The following is a 16,413-nucleotide window of genomic DNA, read 5'->3' as shown; positions in this document are numbered from 1 at the left end:
GCTGGGGGAGAAGGCTCAATGAGTATCAAGCAAATTTTATCGCCAGCAAAAAGCGCTGGCTGCGCGGCTTTCCGCGCTAAATTTGGGCGTTAACCCTGGTTTTGAATTAAGAACTGTTTTTCTCAAGGAGCATTAAAATGGAAAACAAGCAATCTTCACCAGATTTTCGTTTTAAGTCTTTTATTTATGGATTTGCGTTTGGTTTGGTCGTAATGGCAGTTGCTTGGTATATCGTTTAGCTTACCTCGCTTTAAATTAGCTTTTAATAGTGGCTAACAAGCTCACGCACCCATTGCTCGCGTATGCGGTGCATCACCAATATTGCTTGTTGTGATTCAGATTTAACCGCAACAAAACGCATGTTTGGCCTGGCCAGCGCTTCGCAAATGGCTTCGGCATCATTAGCATCGTTTTTACCACCACGCCGGTAAGGTGCCACATACTGCAGTGTCATCAACTTTACCGTATGACCGAGCTTAGTCAGCTCACGCGCCCAATAATGTGCACCACCACAAGCTTCAATACCGATAAGCATCGGTGGTTTGTTGGCAAAATAGCGTAGCACTTCGTTTCTGGCTAACTTTTTTACCATTGATGTTTCACCGGATTTAGCATTAACGCCATGAATTTGAAACACGAGCTTTGCAATATCGACCCCACAACGTATAGGCTGTTCCATGCGACTTCCCCTCACTTGTGACTGTTTGATTAGACACTCTCAGTTTGGCACATCGATGCCGGATAGTGAGGGGAAGTCCATGTTATTGCCAGCACATACGCGCCCTTTGGGCGCTCGACTCGCAACAAGTTGCTCGCGTGTGTGGCGGGCGTTAAATTGCTTTGCGAGCCCTCGTTGACTACAATGTATTACATTGTTTTTGTTTGAGAGGGGGTCGTCATGAGTGTTACCACAGTTCGCTTACAGGCAGAGGTTGAGCAACAGTTGGAAGCTATTGCGAGCAGGCTTGATCGGAGCAAAGGATGGGTGATCAATCAAGCCTTATCGGAATATATTGATAAACAGCATTTGCAGCAAGAGCGCTGGAAACAAACCTTGGATGCGATGGAGTCAGCTGCTCAAGGAAAAGTGGTTGACGCTAGTGAAGTGCACAACTGGTTAAACAGTTGGGGTGCAGAAAAAGAGCAGGATGCGCCGAGGTCTGGTAAGTGAAGTTAGTGTATACCAATGATGCAATCGAAGATTTAAAGCTTTTGCGGGAGTTTATTGCAGTTCATAATCCAACCGCAGCTAGCAGAATAGCAGCAGAATTGATCGCAAAAATGGAGTTGTTGCCAGAATTTCCAAGGATGGGCACGCCGGTTCAGATGGCTCCTGTTCCAGATGTCATCCGTGATATGGTTTTTGGAAAATACGTTGTTCGCTACTCTATTCACACCAGTGCAGTCATTGTTCTTCGAGTATGGCATGAGCTTGAAAGTGAGCGATAGCAATTTAACAAGTTACTGCACCGGAAAAATAACTCGCTGGCGCTCGTCATTTTCCGGTGAGCAAAGCGTTATACGTTTTCTGAGTTACGGAGTAATCAATGAGAAAAACATGGAATTTTGAAGTAAAAGGCCATTCAATTAAAGTTGTTAATAGCTGGCTTCATGGTATTAAGCTGTATGTCGATGGTGACTTTAGAGACCATGACCGCAGTTTGTTTGCTTTCGGTGGGGAAGTCCTGCTTTCTGCTAATTTAGGTGAAATAAATCGTCATGCCGCCCGTAACCGGTTTCTTGTGGAACGCCAAAATTGAGATGCCGTTGTTTTGATTGGTATGCTAGCCATATTTGTTTAGCGTCGGTGCTGAGAGCGCAGGTTACAGCAATCTCATTAATTATTGCTATCCCGCTGGCGGTAGCGTTTTTGCTGTTAGCCTTTGCCAGCAGGCCGCTAATCAAAAAGCCTGATACTCGCGATGGTTGTGCCGGCGATTGAGATAAATTGCATTCGTGTTCAGCTTTACATTGAGTGGCTGCGCAGCCTTTGCTATACTTTCCTCCCGTCCTGATACCAATTCTTGCACACCCATAGCAGCCCTGTGTTTTGCCACCGGCAGCCTGGTGTTTTTGCAGTGTTGGTATTTCTCTATTGCTTAACATTGTCTCAGGGGTCTCATGACTACAAGATATATCTTTGTGACGGGTGGTGTGGTTTCCTCCTTAGGTAAAGGCATTGCTGCAGCGTCGCTGGCAGCGATTCTGGAAGCGCGTGGCTTAAAGGTAACCATCCTCAAACTTGACCCCTACATTAACGTTGACCCGGGTACTATGAGCCCTATTCAGCACGGTGAAGTGTTTGTGACTGAAGACGGCGCTGAAACTGACCTGGATCTTGGCCATTACGAGCGTTTTATTCGCACCAAAATGACCAAGCTGAATAACTTTACCCAGGGCCGTATCTACGCTGAAGTGCTGCGTAAAGAGCGCCGCGGTGATTACTTAGGTGCCACTATTCAGGTTATTCCGCATATTACCAATGAAATTAAAAACCGGGTGGTGCGTGGCGCTGAAGGCTACGATATTGCTATCGTCGAAATTGGCGGCACTGTGGGTGATATTGAATCGCTGCCGTTTTTAGAGGCGATTCGCCAGTTAGGCACCGAAGTGGGCCGCGAGCGTACCTTGTATATGCACCTGACGCTGGTGCCTTATCTAGGCACTGCCGGTGAAATAAAAACCAAGCCTACTCAGCATTCGGTTAAAGAGCTACGCTCTATCGGTATTCAGCCCGATATTCTGGTATGTCGCTCCGACCGGGCTATTCCGGCCAACGAACGCGCTAAAATTGCTTTGTTTACCAACGTTGAAGAAAAAGCGGTTATTTCGCTAAAAGACGTGTCCAGTATTTATCAAATTCCGGCGTTGTTAAAATCGCAAAGCCTGGACGATTTAGTCTGCCGCCGTTTTCATATTGAAGCGCCAGAAGCCGATTTGGTAGAGTGGGAGCAGGTACTGTATCAGGAGTCTAACCCGACTGGTGAGATTAACATTGGCATGGTGGGGAAATATGTCGAGCTGCCCGATGCCTACAAATCGGTAAACGAAGCACTGGGCCATGCCGGGCTGAAAAACCGGGTGACTGTAAATATCAAGTATATTGACTCGCAAGACGTTGAAAGCAAAGGCGTGGCTATCCTGGCCGGGCTGGACGGCATTTTAGTACCGGGCGGCTTTGGAGAGCGTGGCGTCGAGGGCAAAATTCTGGCGGCGCAATATGCCCGCGAGCAAGGCGTGCCTTATCTGGGTATTTGCCTTGGCATGCAGGTGGCGCTGATTGATTATGCCCGCAATGTGGCCGGCATGGCTGGCGCACACTCTACTGAATTTAACAAAGATACACCTTACCCGGTTGTTGGTTTAATTACCGAATGGCTGGACGCTGCCGGCTCAGTGGAAACCCGCTCAGATGCATCTGATTTGGGCGGCACCATGCGCCTGGGTAGCCAAAACTGTAACCTGGTAGATAACACTAAAGCCCGCGAGATTTATGGTAAAGCGGTTATTCAGGAGCGGCATCGCCACCGTTATGAAGTGAATAACCACTTACGGCCAAAACTAGAAGAGGCAGGATTAGTGGTGTCGGGTTTATCGGCAGACAATCAACTGGTTGAGATGATTGAAATACCGTCTCATCCGTTTTTTGTGGCTGGCCAATTCCATCCGGAATTTAACTCGACCCCACGCGATGGTCACCCGCTGTTTCAGGCCTTTGTCGCTGCGGCGTACAAAATCCAGAAAAAGCAACGCGTATAACTTTTGCTAAGCCGGGTGGATAACCCGGCTTTTTGTTTACAGAACAGGGGATTGATAGCATGTCTGATATTGTAAAAATTATTGCCCGCGAAATTATGGACTCACGCGGTAACCCAACGGTTGAGGCTGATGTGTATTTAGCCAGCGGTGCGATGGGCCGCGGTTGCGCACCATCAGGGGCCTCTACCGGTTCGCGCGAAGCGCTCGAGCTGCGCGATGGTGATAAAAGCCGCTACTCAGGTAAGGGTGTCACCAAAGCCGTAGCCAACATCGACGGCCCTATTCAGGCGGCACTAACCGGCAAAAATGCATGTCAGCAAGCCGAAATTGACCAGATCATGATCGATTTAGACGGCACTGACACCAAAAGCAAGCTGGGTGCCAATGCGATTCTGGCGGTGTCTTTAGCCGTTGCTCGTGCTGCTGCTGCGGATAAAAAGATCCCACTGTATCAGCATATTGCTGAGCTAAACGGTACCCCGGGTGTGTATAGCATGCCGGTACCGATGATGAATATTATCAATGGTGGCGAACACGCCGATAACAACGTTGATATTCAGGAGTTTATGGTGCAGCCGGTGGGCGCCAAAACCTTTGCTGAAGCCTTGCGGATGGGCGCAGAGATTTTCCACAGCCTGAAAAAAGAACTGCAAAAGCGTGGCCTGAACACCGCAGTCGGTGACGAAGGCGGCTTTGCGCCGGATCTCAAATCAAACGAAGAAGCGTTAACCGTTATTGTTGAAGCGGTTAAAGCGGCTGGTTATGAAATGAATAAAGACGTGACACTGGCGCTCGACTGCGCGGCGACGGAGTTCTACAAAGACGGCAAGTACGTGTTAGGCGGCGAGAACAAAAGCTTTGATTCGTTCGGCTTTAACGACTATTTAGCCGGTTTAACCCAGCGTTACCCGATTGTATCCATTGAAGATGGCCTGGACGAAAGTGACTGGGATGGCTGGCAAGATTTAACCAATAAAATTGGCAGCAAGGTTCAGCTGGTAGGTGATGATTTATTCGTCACCAACACCAAAATTTTAAGCCGCGGTATAGAGCAGGGCATTGCTAATTCTATCCTGATCAAGTTTAACCAGATTGGGTCATTAACCGAAACTCTGGCGGCGATTAAAATGGCCAAAGATGCCGGCTTTACCGCGGTTATCTCGCACCGCAGCGGCGAAACCGAAGATGCTTTTATTGCTGATTTAGCGGTAGGCACCGCCGCCGGCCAGATTAAAACCGGTTCACTGTGCCGCTCTGACCGGGTGGCTAAATACAACCAGTTACTGCGCATTGAGCAGGAGCTGGGCAACAAAGCACCGTACAAAGGCCGTAGCGAAATTAAAGGCCAGTAGTTATTAACTGGCGCTTAGCTGCTTAAATAAATAAGCCACCGCAAGGTGGCTTATTTATTTAGCTAATACTGATTTCATCTAAATGGCTTTGCAGGTGCAGGTAATGCACGCTGTAGTATTGCGCTTTGGTCAGGCTGCCAAAAGCAAAGTGCGGTTGCAGCTCGCCTTGCCAGTCCATAAATTGCTGCACGGTATAAATCAGTTCACGCAGCGCAACATCGTTAGGTAGAGTGGGTTGCAGCGCTGGTGCGCCGGGAATGGGTTCATCCAGCGGGTGATGTAACTTACCTGTGGCAGCAAAGGCATTTACCGCCAGCTTGCCAATGCTGTACTGAAACCAGGGCGAGCGCGCCTCGGGATAGCCATAAATAGAGTAGCGGATACTTTGCGTGCAATGTTGCAAAATCTGGCTGACATTCCACGGGCCACTGCTGCTTAAGCGTGCTGCTGGCATGGCGCGTAATTGCACCAGCATCTCAGACAGCGGATAGGGGCGGATAGTCGCGACCAGCTTGCTGGTCAGTACCAGCGCGACCGGTGTCAGCAGGCTGGCTTGTATAAATTGGCGACGATTCATACGCTGTTGCTACAACCTCTTACTAAAAGCGCTAAGCTAGCATTTTTTATATGCAGGCTGCCACTTTTTACGTTTTACTTTTACAAGCTGCAGCCGATTAGCTAACATCAGCGGATGATTGAGCCCCTGAGCAACCAGCCACATTTCTGGCAGGTATCCAGCGATAACCAGACTTATACCGAGCTGTGCAATGCTTTGTATGAGCGTGAGCTATTGCGCCTGGCAAACATGAGCCCCGATCAGTTGCCGTTGTTGCAAAAACGGCTGGCAGCGCTGCCGTTTTATATCCGACGGGCCGCGGCCAATATTGTTACTTATCGTAGTGAATTGCAGCTGGACAGCCAGAATGCGTCCTGGTTTCATAAGCAGCTGGGCCGTTGCCCGGCGCGCAAGCAGCAGGCGGACCCTATCGCCAATTTTTACCAGAAAGCCGCCAAACCCGGGCTGATTGTACCGGTGTATATTGAACAGCTGACGCTGGAGCAAATTGTGCTTGATAGCGTCGATGAGGTAGACAGCGTTGGTGAGCGCTTACATTGTAACGAACACGGCTGGTTTAGTTTTAATGGTACGCCGCTGCAAAACGACAATGCCAGTAAGTTTCTATTAAAGCCGAACAAGGCCATTGTTACCGCGGCCAGTTGTGGTCACCAGTGGTTAAATAATGATAAAAAAGCCCCCAGAGTACTGAGTTTACGTGAGTTATTATTAACCAGCCGCTTAAACTGGCATAACTTTGCTAAACCCTATCAGGCCGCCCGCGAGCTGAAATAAGCAGAAAATGCGCATTAATTCGCACTGCAGTGGCAATTAGGGCTTTGCAGCGCGGGTGCAAGCCAGCATAATAAAGCCATTACTCTGACAGACACTGGCCTATGCGACTGCTTACCGGAATATTGCTGATCCTTTTTTGCCTGCTGCAATATCGCTTGTGGTTTGGTCAATATAGCGTAACCGACTATTTGCAACGGCTGGACGAAATTGCCACCCAGCGTGCCAGCAACCAGGAATTGCAAAAGCGCAACCGGATGTTAATGGCCGATGTAACCGACTTGCAGCAAGGGTATGAAGCAATAGAAGAGCGGGCACGCAATGAGCTGGGCTTAATTGGCGAAGACGAAGTGTTTTTCCGCATAGTGCAATCAGCAGGGCCGGTAGATGCGCAGCAGGATGCCAGCAAGGGAAAACCATGACCAAGCGGGTTGAACTGGCGATAGCCGCAGTGATCCCTGCTGCTGGCGTTGGTAAAAGAATGCAGGTGGCTGTCCCCAAACAATATTTACCCCTTAACGGCAAAACCATTCTTGAACACAGTGTGCAGCGAATATCCCAGCATCCGCTGGTTGCGGCGCTCTGGCTGGCTCTGGATAAAACCGACCCTTATTTTGCCGGCACGCCTTTAGTTAACGGAGCCCTGCAACGGGTTGACGGTGGCAGTGAACGCGTGCATTCAGTGTTAAATGCCTTACAGCTCATTGACGCAACAGCCTATCCCTGGGTACTGGTGCATGATGCCGCCCGGCCGCTGGTGCGCCAGGCTGATATAACTAACCTTATTAACGGCTGCCTGCAGGCAGGCTATGGCGGCATTCTGGCCAGCCCGGTTCGTGACACTATGAAACGAGGCCAGGCTACTGCCGGGCGCAACCTGGTAGCAGAAACGGTTGAGCGCGAACAGTTATGGCATGCGCTCACCCCACAATTTTTCCCGACGCAACAATTGCGTGAGGCCATAGCGCAGGCATTGGCAGCAGGCGTGACTATTACTGATGAAGCCTCAGCCATGGAATGGGCTGGTCAGCCAGTGTTGTTAGTAGAAGGGCAGGCTGACAATATTAAAATTACCCGCCCGGCAGATTTAACGCTGGCGGCTTATTTTTTTGAGCAACAACATCTGGAGCAAACATTAGAATGAATTTTCGGATTGGCCATGGTTTTGATGTCCATGCTTTTGGTGGGGCCGGCCCGGTCACGCTCGGCGGGGTAGCAATTGAACACTCACAGGGGTTGCTGGCGCATTCAGATGGTGACGTGGTGCTGCACGCCGTTGCCGACGCCTTATTAGGTGCTCTGGCGCTGGGCGATATAGGCCATCATTTCCCGGATACTGATGCAAGCTTACAAGGGATCGACAGCCGTATTTTAGTGCGCAAAGTATTTGCCGAAGTAACCAAAGCCGGTTATCAGCTGAATAACCTGGATGTGACCATTATGGCGCAAGCGCCGAAAATGGCGCCGCATATTAACGCGATGCGCCAGTGCCTGGCAGCCGATTTGGCCGCTGAGTTGAGCCAGGTGAATGTAAAAGCAACGACCACTGAGCAACTGGGCTTTGTCGGGCGCAAAGAAGGCATAGCCGCAGAGGCAGTGGTGTTGTTGGTTAAGCGGCAATGAATGAGCTAGCAGCTAATCCATTACCCCAGTGGCAGTATTTGTATGGCAAGCCAGACATTACCGCGGTGATCCGCAGTCAGCCGACAGATTTTATTGTTGATGAGCAGTTGAATTTTCAGCCCAGTGGCAGCGGTGAACACCTGCTCTTGCAAATTGAAAAGCAGGGCCAGAATACCCAGTATATTGCCAGGCAGTTAGCCAGGCTGACTGGTTTACGCATGCGCGATATCAGCTATGCCGGTTTAAAAGACCGCCATGCGTTAACCCGGCAATGGTTTTGTTTTAAATGGCCGATTAAGCAGGAACTGGCCTGGCAGCAATGGCAGATTGAAGACAGCCGTATCTTGCAGGTGGTGCGCCATTACCGCAAATTGCGGTTAGGGGCCTTAAAGGCCAATCATTTTCAGTTAACCTTAACCGAAGTTAGCGACCCGGCTGCATTAGTTAAACGCCTTGATTCAATTAAAGCCGGGGTGCCCAATTATTATGGCGAACAACGTTTTGGTCGTAGTGGCGGCAATTTAGCCTTAGCGGACAGGTTGTTTGCCGGTGAACGGATCATGGACCGGCAGATCCGCGGCCTGGCGCTATCAGCCAGCCGCTCGTTTTTATTTAATACAGTGTTATCTGCCCGGATTGAGCAGGGCTGGTTCAATCAGGTACTGGACGGTGATATTCTGCAGCTGGATGGCAGTGGCTCTATCTTTACGGTGGCCGCCGTCGATAGTACCTTGCAACGACGGCTGCTTGACGGTGACGTCCATCCCACTGCGCCACTGGTTGGTATAGAGGGTAGCCCGGCAGGCTTGCAAGCCGCCTCGCTGGAAGATAAGGCGCTGGCCGCCCATCAACAGTGGTGCCAGGGGTTGGCCGACTACCGGTTACAGGGCGCCAGGCGCAGTATCAGGTTAATACCACAACAACTTAGCGCCGCAATACAAGGTAATAGTGTTACCTTGGAATTTGCCTTGCCGGCAGGTTGTTTTGCTACCAGTGTACTGCGAGAATTGGCCAGTTACCGGGATGGCAGCAGGCCACTGGCTGAAATGGACTAACTATGCGCAGTAAATATAGGGAGTAACTATGCGAATTTTATTAAGCAATGATGATGGCGTGTATGCCAAAGGGATCCAGATACTGCAGCAGGCGTTATGCCAGATTGCAGAGGTAACCACCGTTGGCCCTGATCGCAATTGCAGCGGCGCCAGTAACTCGCTGACGCTGTTAAACCCGCTGCGTACCCAAACCCTTGAGAACGGCTTTATTGCTGTTAACGGTACCCCCACCGATTGCGTGCATCTGGCAATTAGCCAGTTGCTGCATTTTACCCCGGATTTAGTGGTGGCCGGTATTAACCATGGCGCTAACCTTGGTGATGATGTGCTGTACTCTGGCACGGTTGCTGCCGCTACGGAAGGCCGCCATCTGGGGTTGCCAGCTATTGCCGTATCACTGGCGGGCCGGGAAGAAGCGCATTTTGCTACGGCAGCGCATGTGACGGTTGAGGTGATAAAAAAACTGAAATCGCACCCGTTGCCTGCTGATCAAATTTTAAATATCAATGTGCCAGCCATTGCTCTCAGTGAGTTGAAAGGCATAATGGTAACCCGGTTAGGCCGGCGCCATAAAGCCGAAACCATGAGCAGTGCAACCGATCCGTGGGGCCGAAAAATATATTGGTATGGCTCGTTAGGCCCAGAGCTGGACGCCGGTGAGGGCACCGATTTTTTTGCGATTGCCAACGGCTATGCTTCAATCACACCGCTGCATGTCGATATGTCGGCGTATAAAAGCATGGCCACGCTTGAGCAATGGTTAGCTGGGATCAGGTTGTAATTATGGCAGTAGCAACAGCGCGCAGTGCAGCGGTTTTAGCACAAAAATTACAAAGTGAAGGCATTACTGACGCCAGGGTGTTACGAGCGTTAGCCCAGGTGCCGCGCCACTTGTTTGTGGAAGCGGTGCTGGCACATAAAGCCTATGAAAACACAGCTTTACCGATCGGCCAGGGCCAGACGATTTCTCAGCCTTATATCGTAGCACGCATGACAGAGCTGCTATTGCAGGGCAAAGCGCCGGGCAAGGTGCTGGAAATAGGCACCGGCTCAGGTTATCAAACGGCAATTCTGGCGCACTTATTCAGCCATGTCTGTTCGGTAGAGCGGATTAAATCACTGCAGTTTCAGGCCAAACGCCGGCTGCAACAGCTTGATTTACATAATGTCTCGATGAAACACGGTGACGGCTGGTTGGGCTGGCCCAGTAAGGCACCCTTTGACAGTATTATTGTTACCGCTGCGCCGGCTGAAGTGCCGGCCGCTCTATTACAACAATTAAATGACGGTGGCCGGCTGGTGATTCCGGTTGGCACCAAAGAGCAGGTACTGCGGGTGTATCAGCGTGATGCCGATACTTTTAGCAGCCAGGATATTGAAGCGGTGCGTTTTGTGCCTTTGATACCAGGTGAACTGGGTTAAGTAACAAGCAGTACGGGGCAGCAATAAAGGACTATGAAAAACTATCTGCAGTGGATAATTAAAGGCTTGGCCATGGGCGCGGCTGATGTGGTGCCCGGGGTGTCGGGTGGCACTCTGGCGTTTATTCTGGGTATTTATGAGCGGCTGTTAGCGGCGATTAGCTCGGTAAATATGGCGGCGGTAAAACTGCTGCTGGCGGGTCGGTTGAAAGAGTTGTGGCAGCATATAGACGGTACTTTTTTGCTCTGTTTGTTCAGCGGTATTTTGCTCAGTATCTTTTCGCTGGCTAATGTTATCAGCTATTTGCTTGTGCATAGGCCCGTACCGCTCTGGGCGTTTTTTAATGGCTTAATTCTGGCATCATTACCGGTGTTGTTGCGCAGTGTTAACTGGTCTGCGCTGCGGCTGGGGCTGTTAGTTACCGGCGCGCTGTTTGCAATAGTGGTTGGTATGCTGGCAGCGGTGCAGCTGGAACCCGCGCCTTATATGTTTTTTCTGGCAGGGGCTATCGCCATTTGCGCCATGATTTTGCCCGGTATTTCCGGCAGCTTTATTCTATTAATCCTTGGCATGTATGCACCCATTATGCTGGCTGTTACTGAGCTGCAGTTTGGCATTCTGGCGTTGGTGGCCAGTGGTTGTCTGCTTGGTTTGCTGAGTTTCTCCAGGTTGCTCAATTGGTTGTTAAAACATTTTCATGATGCGACTCTGGCCTTACTGACGGGCGTAGTGATCGGGGCGTTATATCGTATCTGGCCCTGGCAGTTTAACCAGCAGGTGTTCAGCCCATGGCAATATCAACAACAGGTTGCACCGCACGATTTGCCGCTGGCCGTTGCGGCGGCTGTTGCAGGTATTCTGATGATCACTTTATTATTGAATATAGAGCGACTTTTTAATAATGCCGACAACGGTGATACATAAGGAGTAGTCTATTAATTGGTTGACTGAGCTGAAGTTACTGCTGCTTACAGTGCTGTTACTGGCACTAAGTGGTTGCACCTCCAGTTCAGGCCCTGCACCGGTAACTACCCTGGAGCTGCGGGAGAATCCTTACCGGGAACGCAATCGCGGCAGCCTGGCAGCCAGTCAGTATGTGGTGCAACGTGGCGATACTCTGTATGCCATTGCCTTTCGGGCCGGCCTGGATGTGCGCACCCTGGCCGGCCGTAATAATATTAACAGCCCTTATACTATTTATCCGGGCCAGGTGTTGCAACTTAGCGCAGCCGCAGCGCGCCCTGCCACCAGTCAGACCACAACGGCCAGCAGGCCAGCCGCTGCTCGTCAGCCAGTGCCCGCAGCCAGTACCCGGCCAACCCAGCCGAAACCGGTAACGCCGCCAGTGACTGGTCGGGCGACTACTAACTCAAACCAAGCAAAATCAAATAGTTCAGCAAATGTAGCTAAACCTGTTGCGTCGTCAAATCAAACAAGATATGTTCAGACATCACCTGCAACAAATAGCCAAAAAACCGCGGATAATACCCCAGTTGGAAACAAGGTGCAATGGCATTGGCCGGTAAAAGGTAAAATAATTTCTCGTTTCTCAACGCAGGAGCATGGTAACAAAGGGGTTGATATTGCGGGGCCGGAGGGTAGCAGGGTCAATGCTGCGGCTGATGGTCAGGTTGTATACGCGGGCAGTGCCTTACGCGGCTATGGTAACTTAATTATTATAAAACATAACGATGATTACTTAAGCGCCTATGCTCACAACAAACGTATTGTCGTGGCAGAGCGGCAACAAGTAAAAGCAGGGCAGCAGATAGCGGAGATGGGCAGTACTGATGCAACAGACACCCGGTTACATTTTGAAATTCGTTTCCGGGGTAAATCAGTTGACCCTTTACGATATTTACCCTGACAAAGCGATACCGTGACAACAAGACTGACCATTAAGGTTGGCATTTAAACACAAGCACGAAGGCAGGATAGGTAGCTGAGTCAGGCCCCTGATACCCGGCAGACGTGGGAGAAAGGATATGGGACTTAAAAGAGATGACGTTGTAAAGTCAGATGTAGATTTAAAAGATGATGACCTGGCAGATGAGGTGGCGACGCTTGATGATGAGCTGGAACCTGACGTAGCAGAGTTAGCTGGCGAAGACGTCATACCTGACGAGGTTTTTGCCAAGGATGATAGTCATAAAGCCATGGATGCCACCCAGATTTATCTGGGGGAAATTGGCTTTTCTCCGCTGCTTAGCGCTGAAGAAGAAGTGTATTTTTCCCGCTTATCGTTAAAAGGCGATGCGGCTGCCCGCAAAAGAATGATTGAGAGTAACCTGCGGTTGGTGGTCAAAATAGCCCGGCGCTACATTAATCGTGGTTTAGCACTGCTCGACTTAATTGAGGAGGGCAATCTGGGCCTGATCCGCGCAGTTGAAAAGTTTGACCCGGAACGCGGCTTTCGTTTTTCGACCTATGCCACCTGGTGGATCCGTCAGACCATTGAACGCGCCATTATGAACCAGACCCGCACCATCCGGCTGCCTATTCATGTCGTCAAAGAATTGAATATCTATTTGCGCGCAGCCCGGGAATTGTCACAAAAGCTGGATCATGAGCCCACCCCGGAAGAAATTGCTGCGGCGCTCGACAGGCCGGTGGCCGAAGTGCGTAAAATGCTAAAGTTAAATGAAAAAATAACTTCGGTCGATGTACCGGTAGCAGGCGCTTCTGAAAAGCAGTTGCTGGACGTGATTGCTGACGAAAAAGAACAGGGGCCGGAAATTGAGCTGCAGGATGAAGATATTCGGCAGCATCTGGTGTTATGGCTGGACGAGTTAAACCCGAAACAACGGGAAGTGCTGGCCCGCCGCTTTGGTTTGCTGGGGTACGAACCCTCCACTTTGGAAGACGTTGGCCACGAAATTGGCTTAACCCGCGAGCGGGTGCGGCAAATTCAGGTAGAGGCGCTGCGCCGCTTAAAAGAAATTGTGACCCACCAGGGGTTAAATATTGAAACCCTGTTTCAGGATTAACCGCCGCTATCAGCAGCAGAACGGGCGCTCAGGCGCCCGTTTTTATTGGCTGAATTATCATAATAAGCAAACACCTGGCTTATCGTGGTCCCTGTTGGTCGCAACCATGGCTGCTGCTGGTTGCATCTTTTACGCCAGCCGCTTAGCTTATCTTCATTAGTATCTGGTAATGAAATAGGGTTTTGCATGTCTTTATTAAAAATTACGGCGCTGGCTGCAGCGTTAGGACTGTACTCTGCGGCCAGTCAGGCCGTGCCGGTTTTTCCGGACAGTGACTATAATCAGGCCGTGGCATCAGTAGAACAAATACTGGGTTATCCACTGGCTAGCCGGATCTCTGAACCTGCAGCCATAAAACAGTATTTTGAAGAGTTAGCTAAAGCGCACCCCAGCCGGATTAAGCTGGTACCCTATGCCCAGAGCTGGCAGGGCCGGCCACTGTTTTATGTAGTGATTGGCAGCGAGCAAAACATCGGTCAGTTGGCCGATATTCAGCAGCAGATGCAGCAGCTGGCCAACCCGCAAAGTTTAAATGAGCGCCAGGCCGGGCAATTGATCAGTAAGCTGCCGGCCAGTGTCTGGATAGCCAATACGCTGCATGGCAATGAAATCAGCCCGGCGGAAGCCTCTATGGCGCTGGCCTATCACTTACTGGCTGACCAGAGCCCGCAAACGAGCACATTGTTGGAAAACACCCTGGTGTATATTGATCCGCTGCAAAACCCGGATGGTCATCACCGTTTTGTCAGTCGTTACTATGCCACTGTCGGCTTAGCCCATTCGGCTGACAGGCTATCGGCCGAGCACAACGAGCCCTGGCCCAATGGCCGCACTAATCATTATTTATTTGATATGAACCGCGACTGGATTTCGTTAACCCAACCAGAAACCCGCGGCCGGGTTCAAGCTTTGCAGCAGGTATATCCGCTGGTGTTTGTTGACTCACACGAAATGGGCGGCGATATGGGCTACTACTTCAGCCCGGAAGCCGAGCCATACAACCCGCATATTCAGGCAAGTCAGCGCCAAAGCCTGCAATGGTTGGGTGAAAACAATGCCCGTTGGTTTGACAAGTTTGGCTACGATTATTTTACCCGGGAAATATTTGATGCCTTTTACCCGGGCTATGGCGCCAGCTGGCCGTTGTATCAGGGCAGTGTTGCCATGACCTATGAGATGGCGTCTGCCCGTGGCCATCAGTACCGCAAAGCCGATGGTGATATTCTGACCTTTGCCGACGGTGTGCAGCGTAATTTCGTGGCCTTTATGGCCACCATTGAAACGGCCAGTCAGCGTGCGCCTGAGCTGTTACGCAACTTTTATCAGTATCGCAAACAGGCAATTGCCCAGGGCAATTCAGGTTCGGTGCGTAGTTTTATTTTTCCAGCGGAACGCGACAGTGCTGGCCATACCAAATTAGGCGCTATTCTGACAGAGCATGGCATTAGCGTGGGTAAGGCGACCGAGGCGTTTAAAGCCTGTGGCCAAAGTTACCAGGCCGGTAGCTATGTGATTAATACTGCCCAGCCGACTTATCATTTAATCCGTACCTTGCTGGATGATACGGTGCCAATGGACAAGGCATTTATTGCCAAACAAGAGCAGCGCCGGGCCAATAACCTGCCGGATCAAATATACGATGTTACCGCCTGGTCATTGCCATTGATGTATAACCTGCCTGTCATCAGTTGCAACCGGGCGGTTAATGTTGCTACCACTGCAGTGACCAGTCAGCGGGTGCTGGCCGGAAGTGTGACAAATCCAGAGCCCGGCTTTGGTTATATTGTACCCTGGGGCGATATGGCAGCAGCCCGTTTTATGAGTTCCGCCTTGCAGCAGGGTTTAAAGCTGAAAAGCAGCGATTTAGCCTTTACTCACCAGAACGGCCAGCGTTACCCGGCGGGCAGCCTGGTTATTAGCAAAGCAGACAACGGCCCGCAGCTGAGCGCGCTGATAGCACAATTAGCCGCCGACAGTGGGGCTGTGGTAACGGGCGTAGACAGCAGCTGGGTAACCGACGGCCCTAATTTTGGCTCCTTTAACGTAAAAACCCTGCATAAGCCTAATGTGGCCATGCTGTGGGATGAGCCCAGTAACCCGTTAAGTGCTGGCAGTGCCCGTTTTGTATTGGAGCGTAATTTAAACTATCCGGTCACCGCAATGCGCCCGGCGCAGCTGCGCAGCGCTAATCTGAGTCACTATCAGGTGTTAATTGTCCCGGCCAGCGCCCGTGGCAGTTATCAGCCAGCGCTGGGCGATGCGGGTCTGGCGAATTTACGCAGCTTTGTCGAGCGCGGCGGGGTGCTTATTGCTCTGGGCAATGCCACCGATTTGTTGCTGGCCGGCGAAACTCCCCTACTGAGTAGCAAGCGCGAATATAAAGTGCGCGAAGGCGAAGCGAAAAAAACGGAGAAAGAGAGCAAGGTTGCCGGCAGTGTGATTAAAACCCCAGAGGAATATCAGCAGTGGCTGGTACCGGAAAAGGCTGATCCGGACTGGGTGCCGGGTTTTATAGCCCGTGCTGAGGTGGATCAGCAGCACTGGCTGACCGCAGGCGTGCCTGAAACTGTTAACAGTATCTATGTGGGTAATCAGGTCTATCAGCCGTTAACCATCGCTGATGGTCGCAATGTTGTTAGTTTTGCCCCGGCAGATCAACTGCTGGCAGGTGGTTTTGTCTGGGATGAAAACCGTCAGCAAATTGCCCATAAACCATTGGTAATGGTGCAGGCTGTTGGCCGCGGCCAGGTGGTAAGCTTCAGTCAGGAGCCAAACTTCCGCGCTTATGTGGATGGCATGCACTTGCTGTATATTAATGCGGTGTTTCGCGGTGCGGCGCATGCTAACCCGCTGCGTTAACTATGCTT

General features: G+C 50.9%; 17 protein-coding genes and 1 pseudogene. 16 read left to right on the top strand and 2 right to left on the bottom strand.

Features of this window, described 5'->3' with window-relative positions:
* Positions 1-280 precede the first annotated feature (280 nt).
* Positions 281-679, bottom strand: a pseudogene (locus WG68_RS17545) (IS110 family transposase); the annotation flags it as partial.
* Between the two features lie 219 nt (positions 680-898).
* Here WG68_RS17545 and WG68_RS17540 point away from each other — a divergent pair.
* From WG68_RS17540 to eno, 5 genes are all read left to right on the top strand, one after another.
* Complete coding sequence (locus WG68_RS17540) at positions 899-1,171, top strand: CopG family ribbon-helix-helix protein (protein ID WP_046559023.1); 273 nt, start codon at positions 899-901, stop codon at positions 1,169-1,171.
* On the top strand, positions 1,168-1,449 hold the full coding sequence (locus tag WG68_RS17535) for a type II toxin-antitoxin system RelE/ParE family toxin (RefSeq protein ID WP_046559022.1): 282 nt from the start codon (positions 1,168-1,170) through the stop codon (positions 1,447-1,449). The genes WG68_RS17540 and WG68_RS17535 overlap by 4 nt, the downstream gene beginning before the upstream one ends.
* Before the next feature lie 98 nt (positions 1,450-1,547).
* Positions 1,548-1,760 (top strand): hypothetical protein, encoded by a 213-nt coding sequence (locus tag WG68_RS19705; RefSeq protein WP_046559021.1) that lies wholly within the window; start codon positions 1,548-1,550, stop codon positions 1,758-1,760.
* Positions 1,761-2,121: 361 nt separating this feature from the next.
* Positions 2,122-3,759, top strand: a complete 1,638-nt coding sequence (locus WG68_RS17520; RefSeq protein ID WP_046559019.1) for a CTP synthase — start codon at positions 2,122-2,124, stop codon at positions 3,757-3,759.
* A 59-nt stretch (positions 3,760-3,818) separates the two neighbouring features.
* Entirely contained in the window at positions 3,819-5,111 is a 1,293-nt protein-coding gene (gene eno / locus WG68_RS17515) for a phosphopyruvate hydratase (protein WP_046559018.1), read from the top strand.
* A gap of 58 nt (positions 5,112-5,169) precedes the next feature.
* Here the strand turns inward: eno and WG68_RS17510 are convergent, their stop codons facing one another.
* On the bottom strand, positions 5,170-5,688 hold the full coding sequence (locus tag WG68_RS17510) for a DUF1569 domain-containing protein (protein WP_046559017.1): 519 nt from the start codon (positions 5,686-5,688) through the stop codon (positions 5,170-5,172).
* Positions 5,689-5,802: 114 nt separating this feature from the next.
* On the opposite strand from WG68_RS17510, the gene WG68_RS17505 reads away from it, so the two are divergent.
* The 11 genes from WG68_RS17505 (at position 5,803) to WG68_RS17450 (ending at position 16,405) form a co-directional block, all read left to right on the top strand.
* A complete protein-coding gene (locus WG68_RS17505; protein WP_046559016.1) occupies positions 5,803-6,462 on the top strand; it encodes a hypothetical protein in 660 nt (219 codons plus the stop codon).
* A gap of 101 nt (positions 6,463-6,563) precedes the next feature.
* Positions 6,564-6,881, top strand: a complete 318-nt coding sequence (gene ftsB, locus WG68_RS17500; protein WP_046559015.1) for a cell division protein FtsB — start codon at positions 6,564-6,566, stop codon at positions 6,879-6,881.
* Positions 6,878-7,603 (top strand): 2-C-methyl-D-erythritol 4-phosphate cytidylyltransferase, encoded by a 726-nt coding sequence (gene ispD / locus WG68_RS17495; RefSeq protein ID WP_046559014.1) that lies wholly within the window; start codon positions 6,878-6,880, stop codon positions 7,601-7,603. The genes ftsB and ispD overlap by 4 nt, the downstream gene beginning before the upstream one ends.
* Complete coding sequence (gene ispF, locus WG68_RS17490) at positions 7,600-8,082, top strand: 2-C-methyl-D-erythritol 2,4-cyclodiphosphate synthase (RefSeq protein WP_046559013.1); 483 nt, start codon at positions 7,600-7,602, stop codon at positions 8,080-8,082. The genes ispD and ispF overlap by 4 nt, the downstream gene beginning before the upstream one ends.
* The gene (gene truD / locus WG68_RS17485) at positions 8,079-9,137 is read left to right on the top strand and encodes a tRNA pseudouridine(13) synthase TruD (RefSeq protein WP_046559012.1); all 1,059 of its coding nucleotides are present in this window, start codon (positions 8,079-8,081) and stop codon (positions 9,135-9,137) included. Before ispF ends, truD begins: the two co-directional genes overlap by 4 nt.
* Positions 9,138-9,165: 28 nt before the next feature.
* Positions 9,166-9,918 (top strand): 5'/3'-nucleotidase SurE, encoded by a 753-nt coding sequence (gene surE / locus WG68_RS17480; protein ID WP_046559011.1) that lies wholly within the window; start codon positions 9,166-9,168, stop codon positions 9,916-9,918.
* A gap of 2 nt (positions 9,919-9,920) precedes the next feature.
* On the top strand, positions 9,921-10,559 hold the full coding sequence (locus WG68_RS17475) for a protein-L-isoaspartate(D-aspartate) O-methyltransferase (protein WP_046559031.1): 639 nt from the start codon (positions 9,921-9,923) through the stop codon (positions 10,557-10,559).
* 33 nt (positions 10,560-10,592) lie between these two features.
* Complete coding sequence (locus WG68_RS17470; RefSeq protein WP_046559010.1) at positions 10,593-11,483, top strand: DUF368 domain-containing protein; 891 nt, start codon at positions 10,593-10,595, stop codon at positions 11,481-11,483.
* Positions 11,484-11,502: 19 nt separating this feature from the next.
* On the top strand, positions 11,503-12,426 hold the full coding sequence (locus tag WG68_RS17465) for a peptidoglycan DD-metalloendopeptidase family protein (RefSeq protein WP_235357779.1): 924 nt from the start codon (positions 11,503-11,505) through the stop codon (positions 12,424-12,426).
* 118 nt (positions 12,427-12,544) lie between these two features.
* Positions 12,545-13,546 carry an RNA polymerase sigma factor RpoS gene (gene rpoS / locus WG68_RS17460; protein WP_046559009.1) on the top strand — a complete coding sequence of 334 codons (1,002 nt, stop codon included), beginning with the start codon at positions 12,545-12,547 and terminating at the stop codon, positions 13,544-13,546.
* A gap of 186 nt (positions 13,547-13,732) precedes the next feature.
* Entirely contained in the window at positions 13,733-16,405 is a 2,673-nt protein-coding gene (locus WG68_RS17450) for a M14 family metallopeptidase (protein WP_046559007.1), read from the top strand.
* Positions 16,406-16,413: the final 8 nt, after the last annotated feature.

The sequence above is a fragment of the Arsukibacterium ikkense genome (assembly GCF_000987775.1).
Taxonomy (GTDB): Bacteria; Pseudomonadota; Gammaproteobacteria; order Enterobacterales; family Alteromonadaceae; genus Alishewanella; species Alishewanella ikkense.
This window is presented reverse-complemented; position numbering and strand designations above follow the sequence as displayed.

Coding starts and splice junctions, on each gene's coding strand:
- WG68_RS17540 (WP_046559023.1), top strand. CDS start 899: ATGAGTGTTACCACAGTTCGCTTACAGGCAGAGGTTGAGCAACAGTTG.
- WG68_RS19705 (WP_046559021.1), top strand. CDS start 1,548: ATGAGAAAAACATGGAATTTTGAAGTAAAAGGCCATTCAATTAAAGTT.
- WG68_RS17520 (WP_046559019.1), top strand. CDS start 2,122: ATGACTACAAGATATATCTTTGTGACGGGTGGTGTGGTTTCCTCCTTA.
- eno (WP_046559018.1), top strand. CDS start 3,819: ATGTCTGATATTGTAAAAATTATTGCCCGCGAAATTATGGACTCACGC.
- WG68_RS17510 (WP_046559017.1), bottom strand. CDS start 5,688: ATGAATCGTCGCCAATTTATACAAGCCAGCCTGCTGACACCGGTCGCG.
- WG68_RS17505 (WP_046559016.1), top strand. CDS start 5,803: ATGATTGAGCCCCTGAGCAACCAGCCACATTTCTGGCAGGTATCCAGC.
- ftsB (WP_046559015.1), top strand. CDS start 6,564: ATGCGACTGCTTACCGGAATATTGCTGATCCTTTTTTGCCTGCTGCAA.
- ispD (WP_046559014.1), top strand. CDS start 6,878: ATGACCAAGCGGGTTGAACTGGCGATAGCCGCAGTGATCCCTGCTGCT.
- ispF (WP_046559013.1), top strand. CDS start 7,600: ATGAATTTTCGGATTGGCCATGGTTTTGATGTCCATGCTTTTGGTGGG.
- truD (WP_046559012.1), top strand. CDS start 8,079: ATGAATGAGCTAGCAGCTAATCCATTACCCCAGTGGCAGTATTTGTAT.
- surE (WP_046559011.1), top strand. CDS start 9,166: ATGCGAATTTTATTAAGCAATGATGATGGCGTGTATGCCAAAGGGATC.
- WG68_RS17475 (WP_046559031.1), top strand. CDS start 9,921: ATGGCAGTAGCAACAGCGCGCAGTGCAGCGGTTTTAGCACAAAAATTA.
- WG68_RS17470 (WP_046559010.1), top strand. CDS start 10,593: ATGAAAAACTATCTGCAGTGGATAATTAAAGGCTTGGCCATGGGCGCG.
- rpoS (WP_046559009.1), top strand. CDS start 12,545: ATGGGACTTAAAAGAGATGACGTTGTAAAGTCAGATGTAGATTTAAAA.
- WG68_RS17450 (WP_046559007.1), top strand. CDS start 13,733: ATGTCTTTATTAAAAATTACGGCGCTGGCTGCAGCGTTAGGACTGTAC.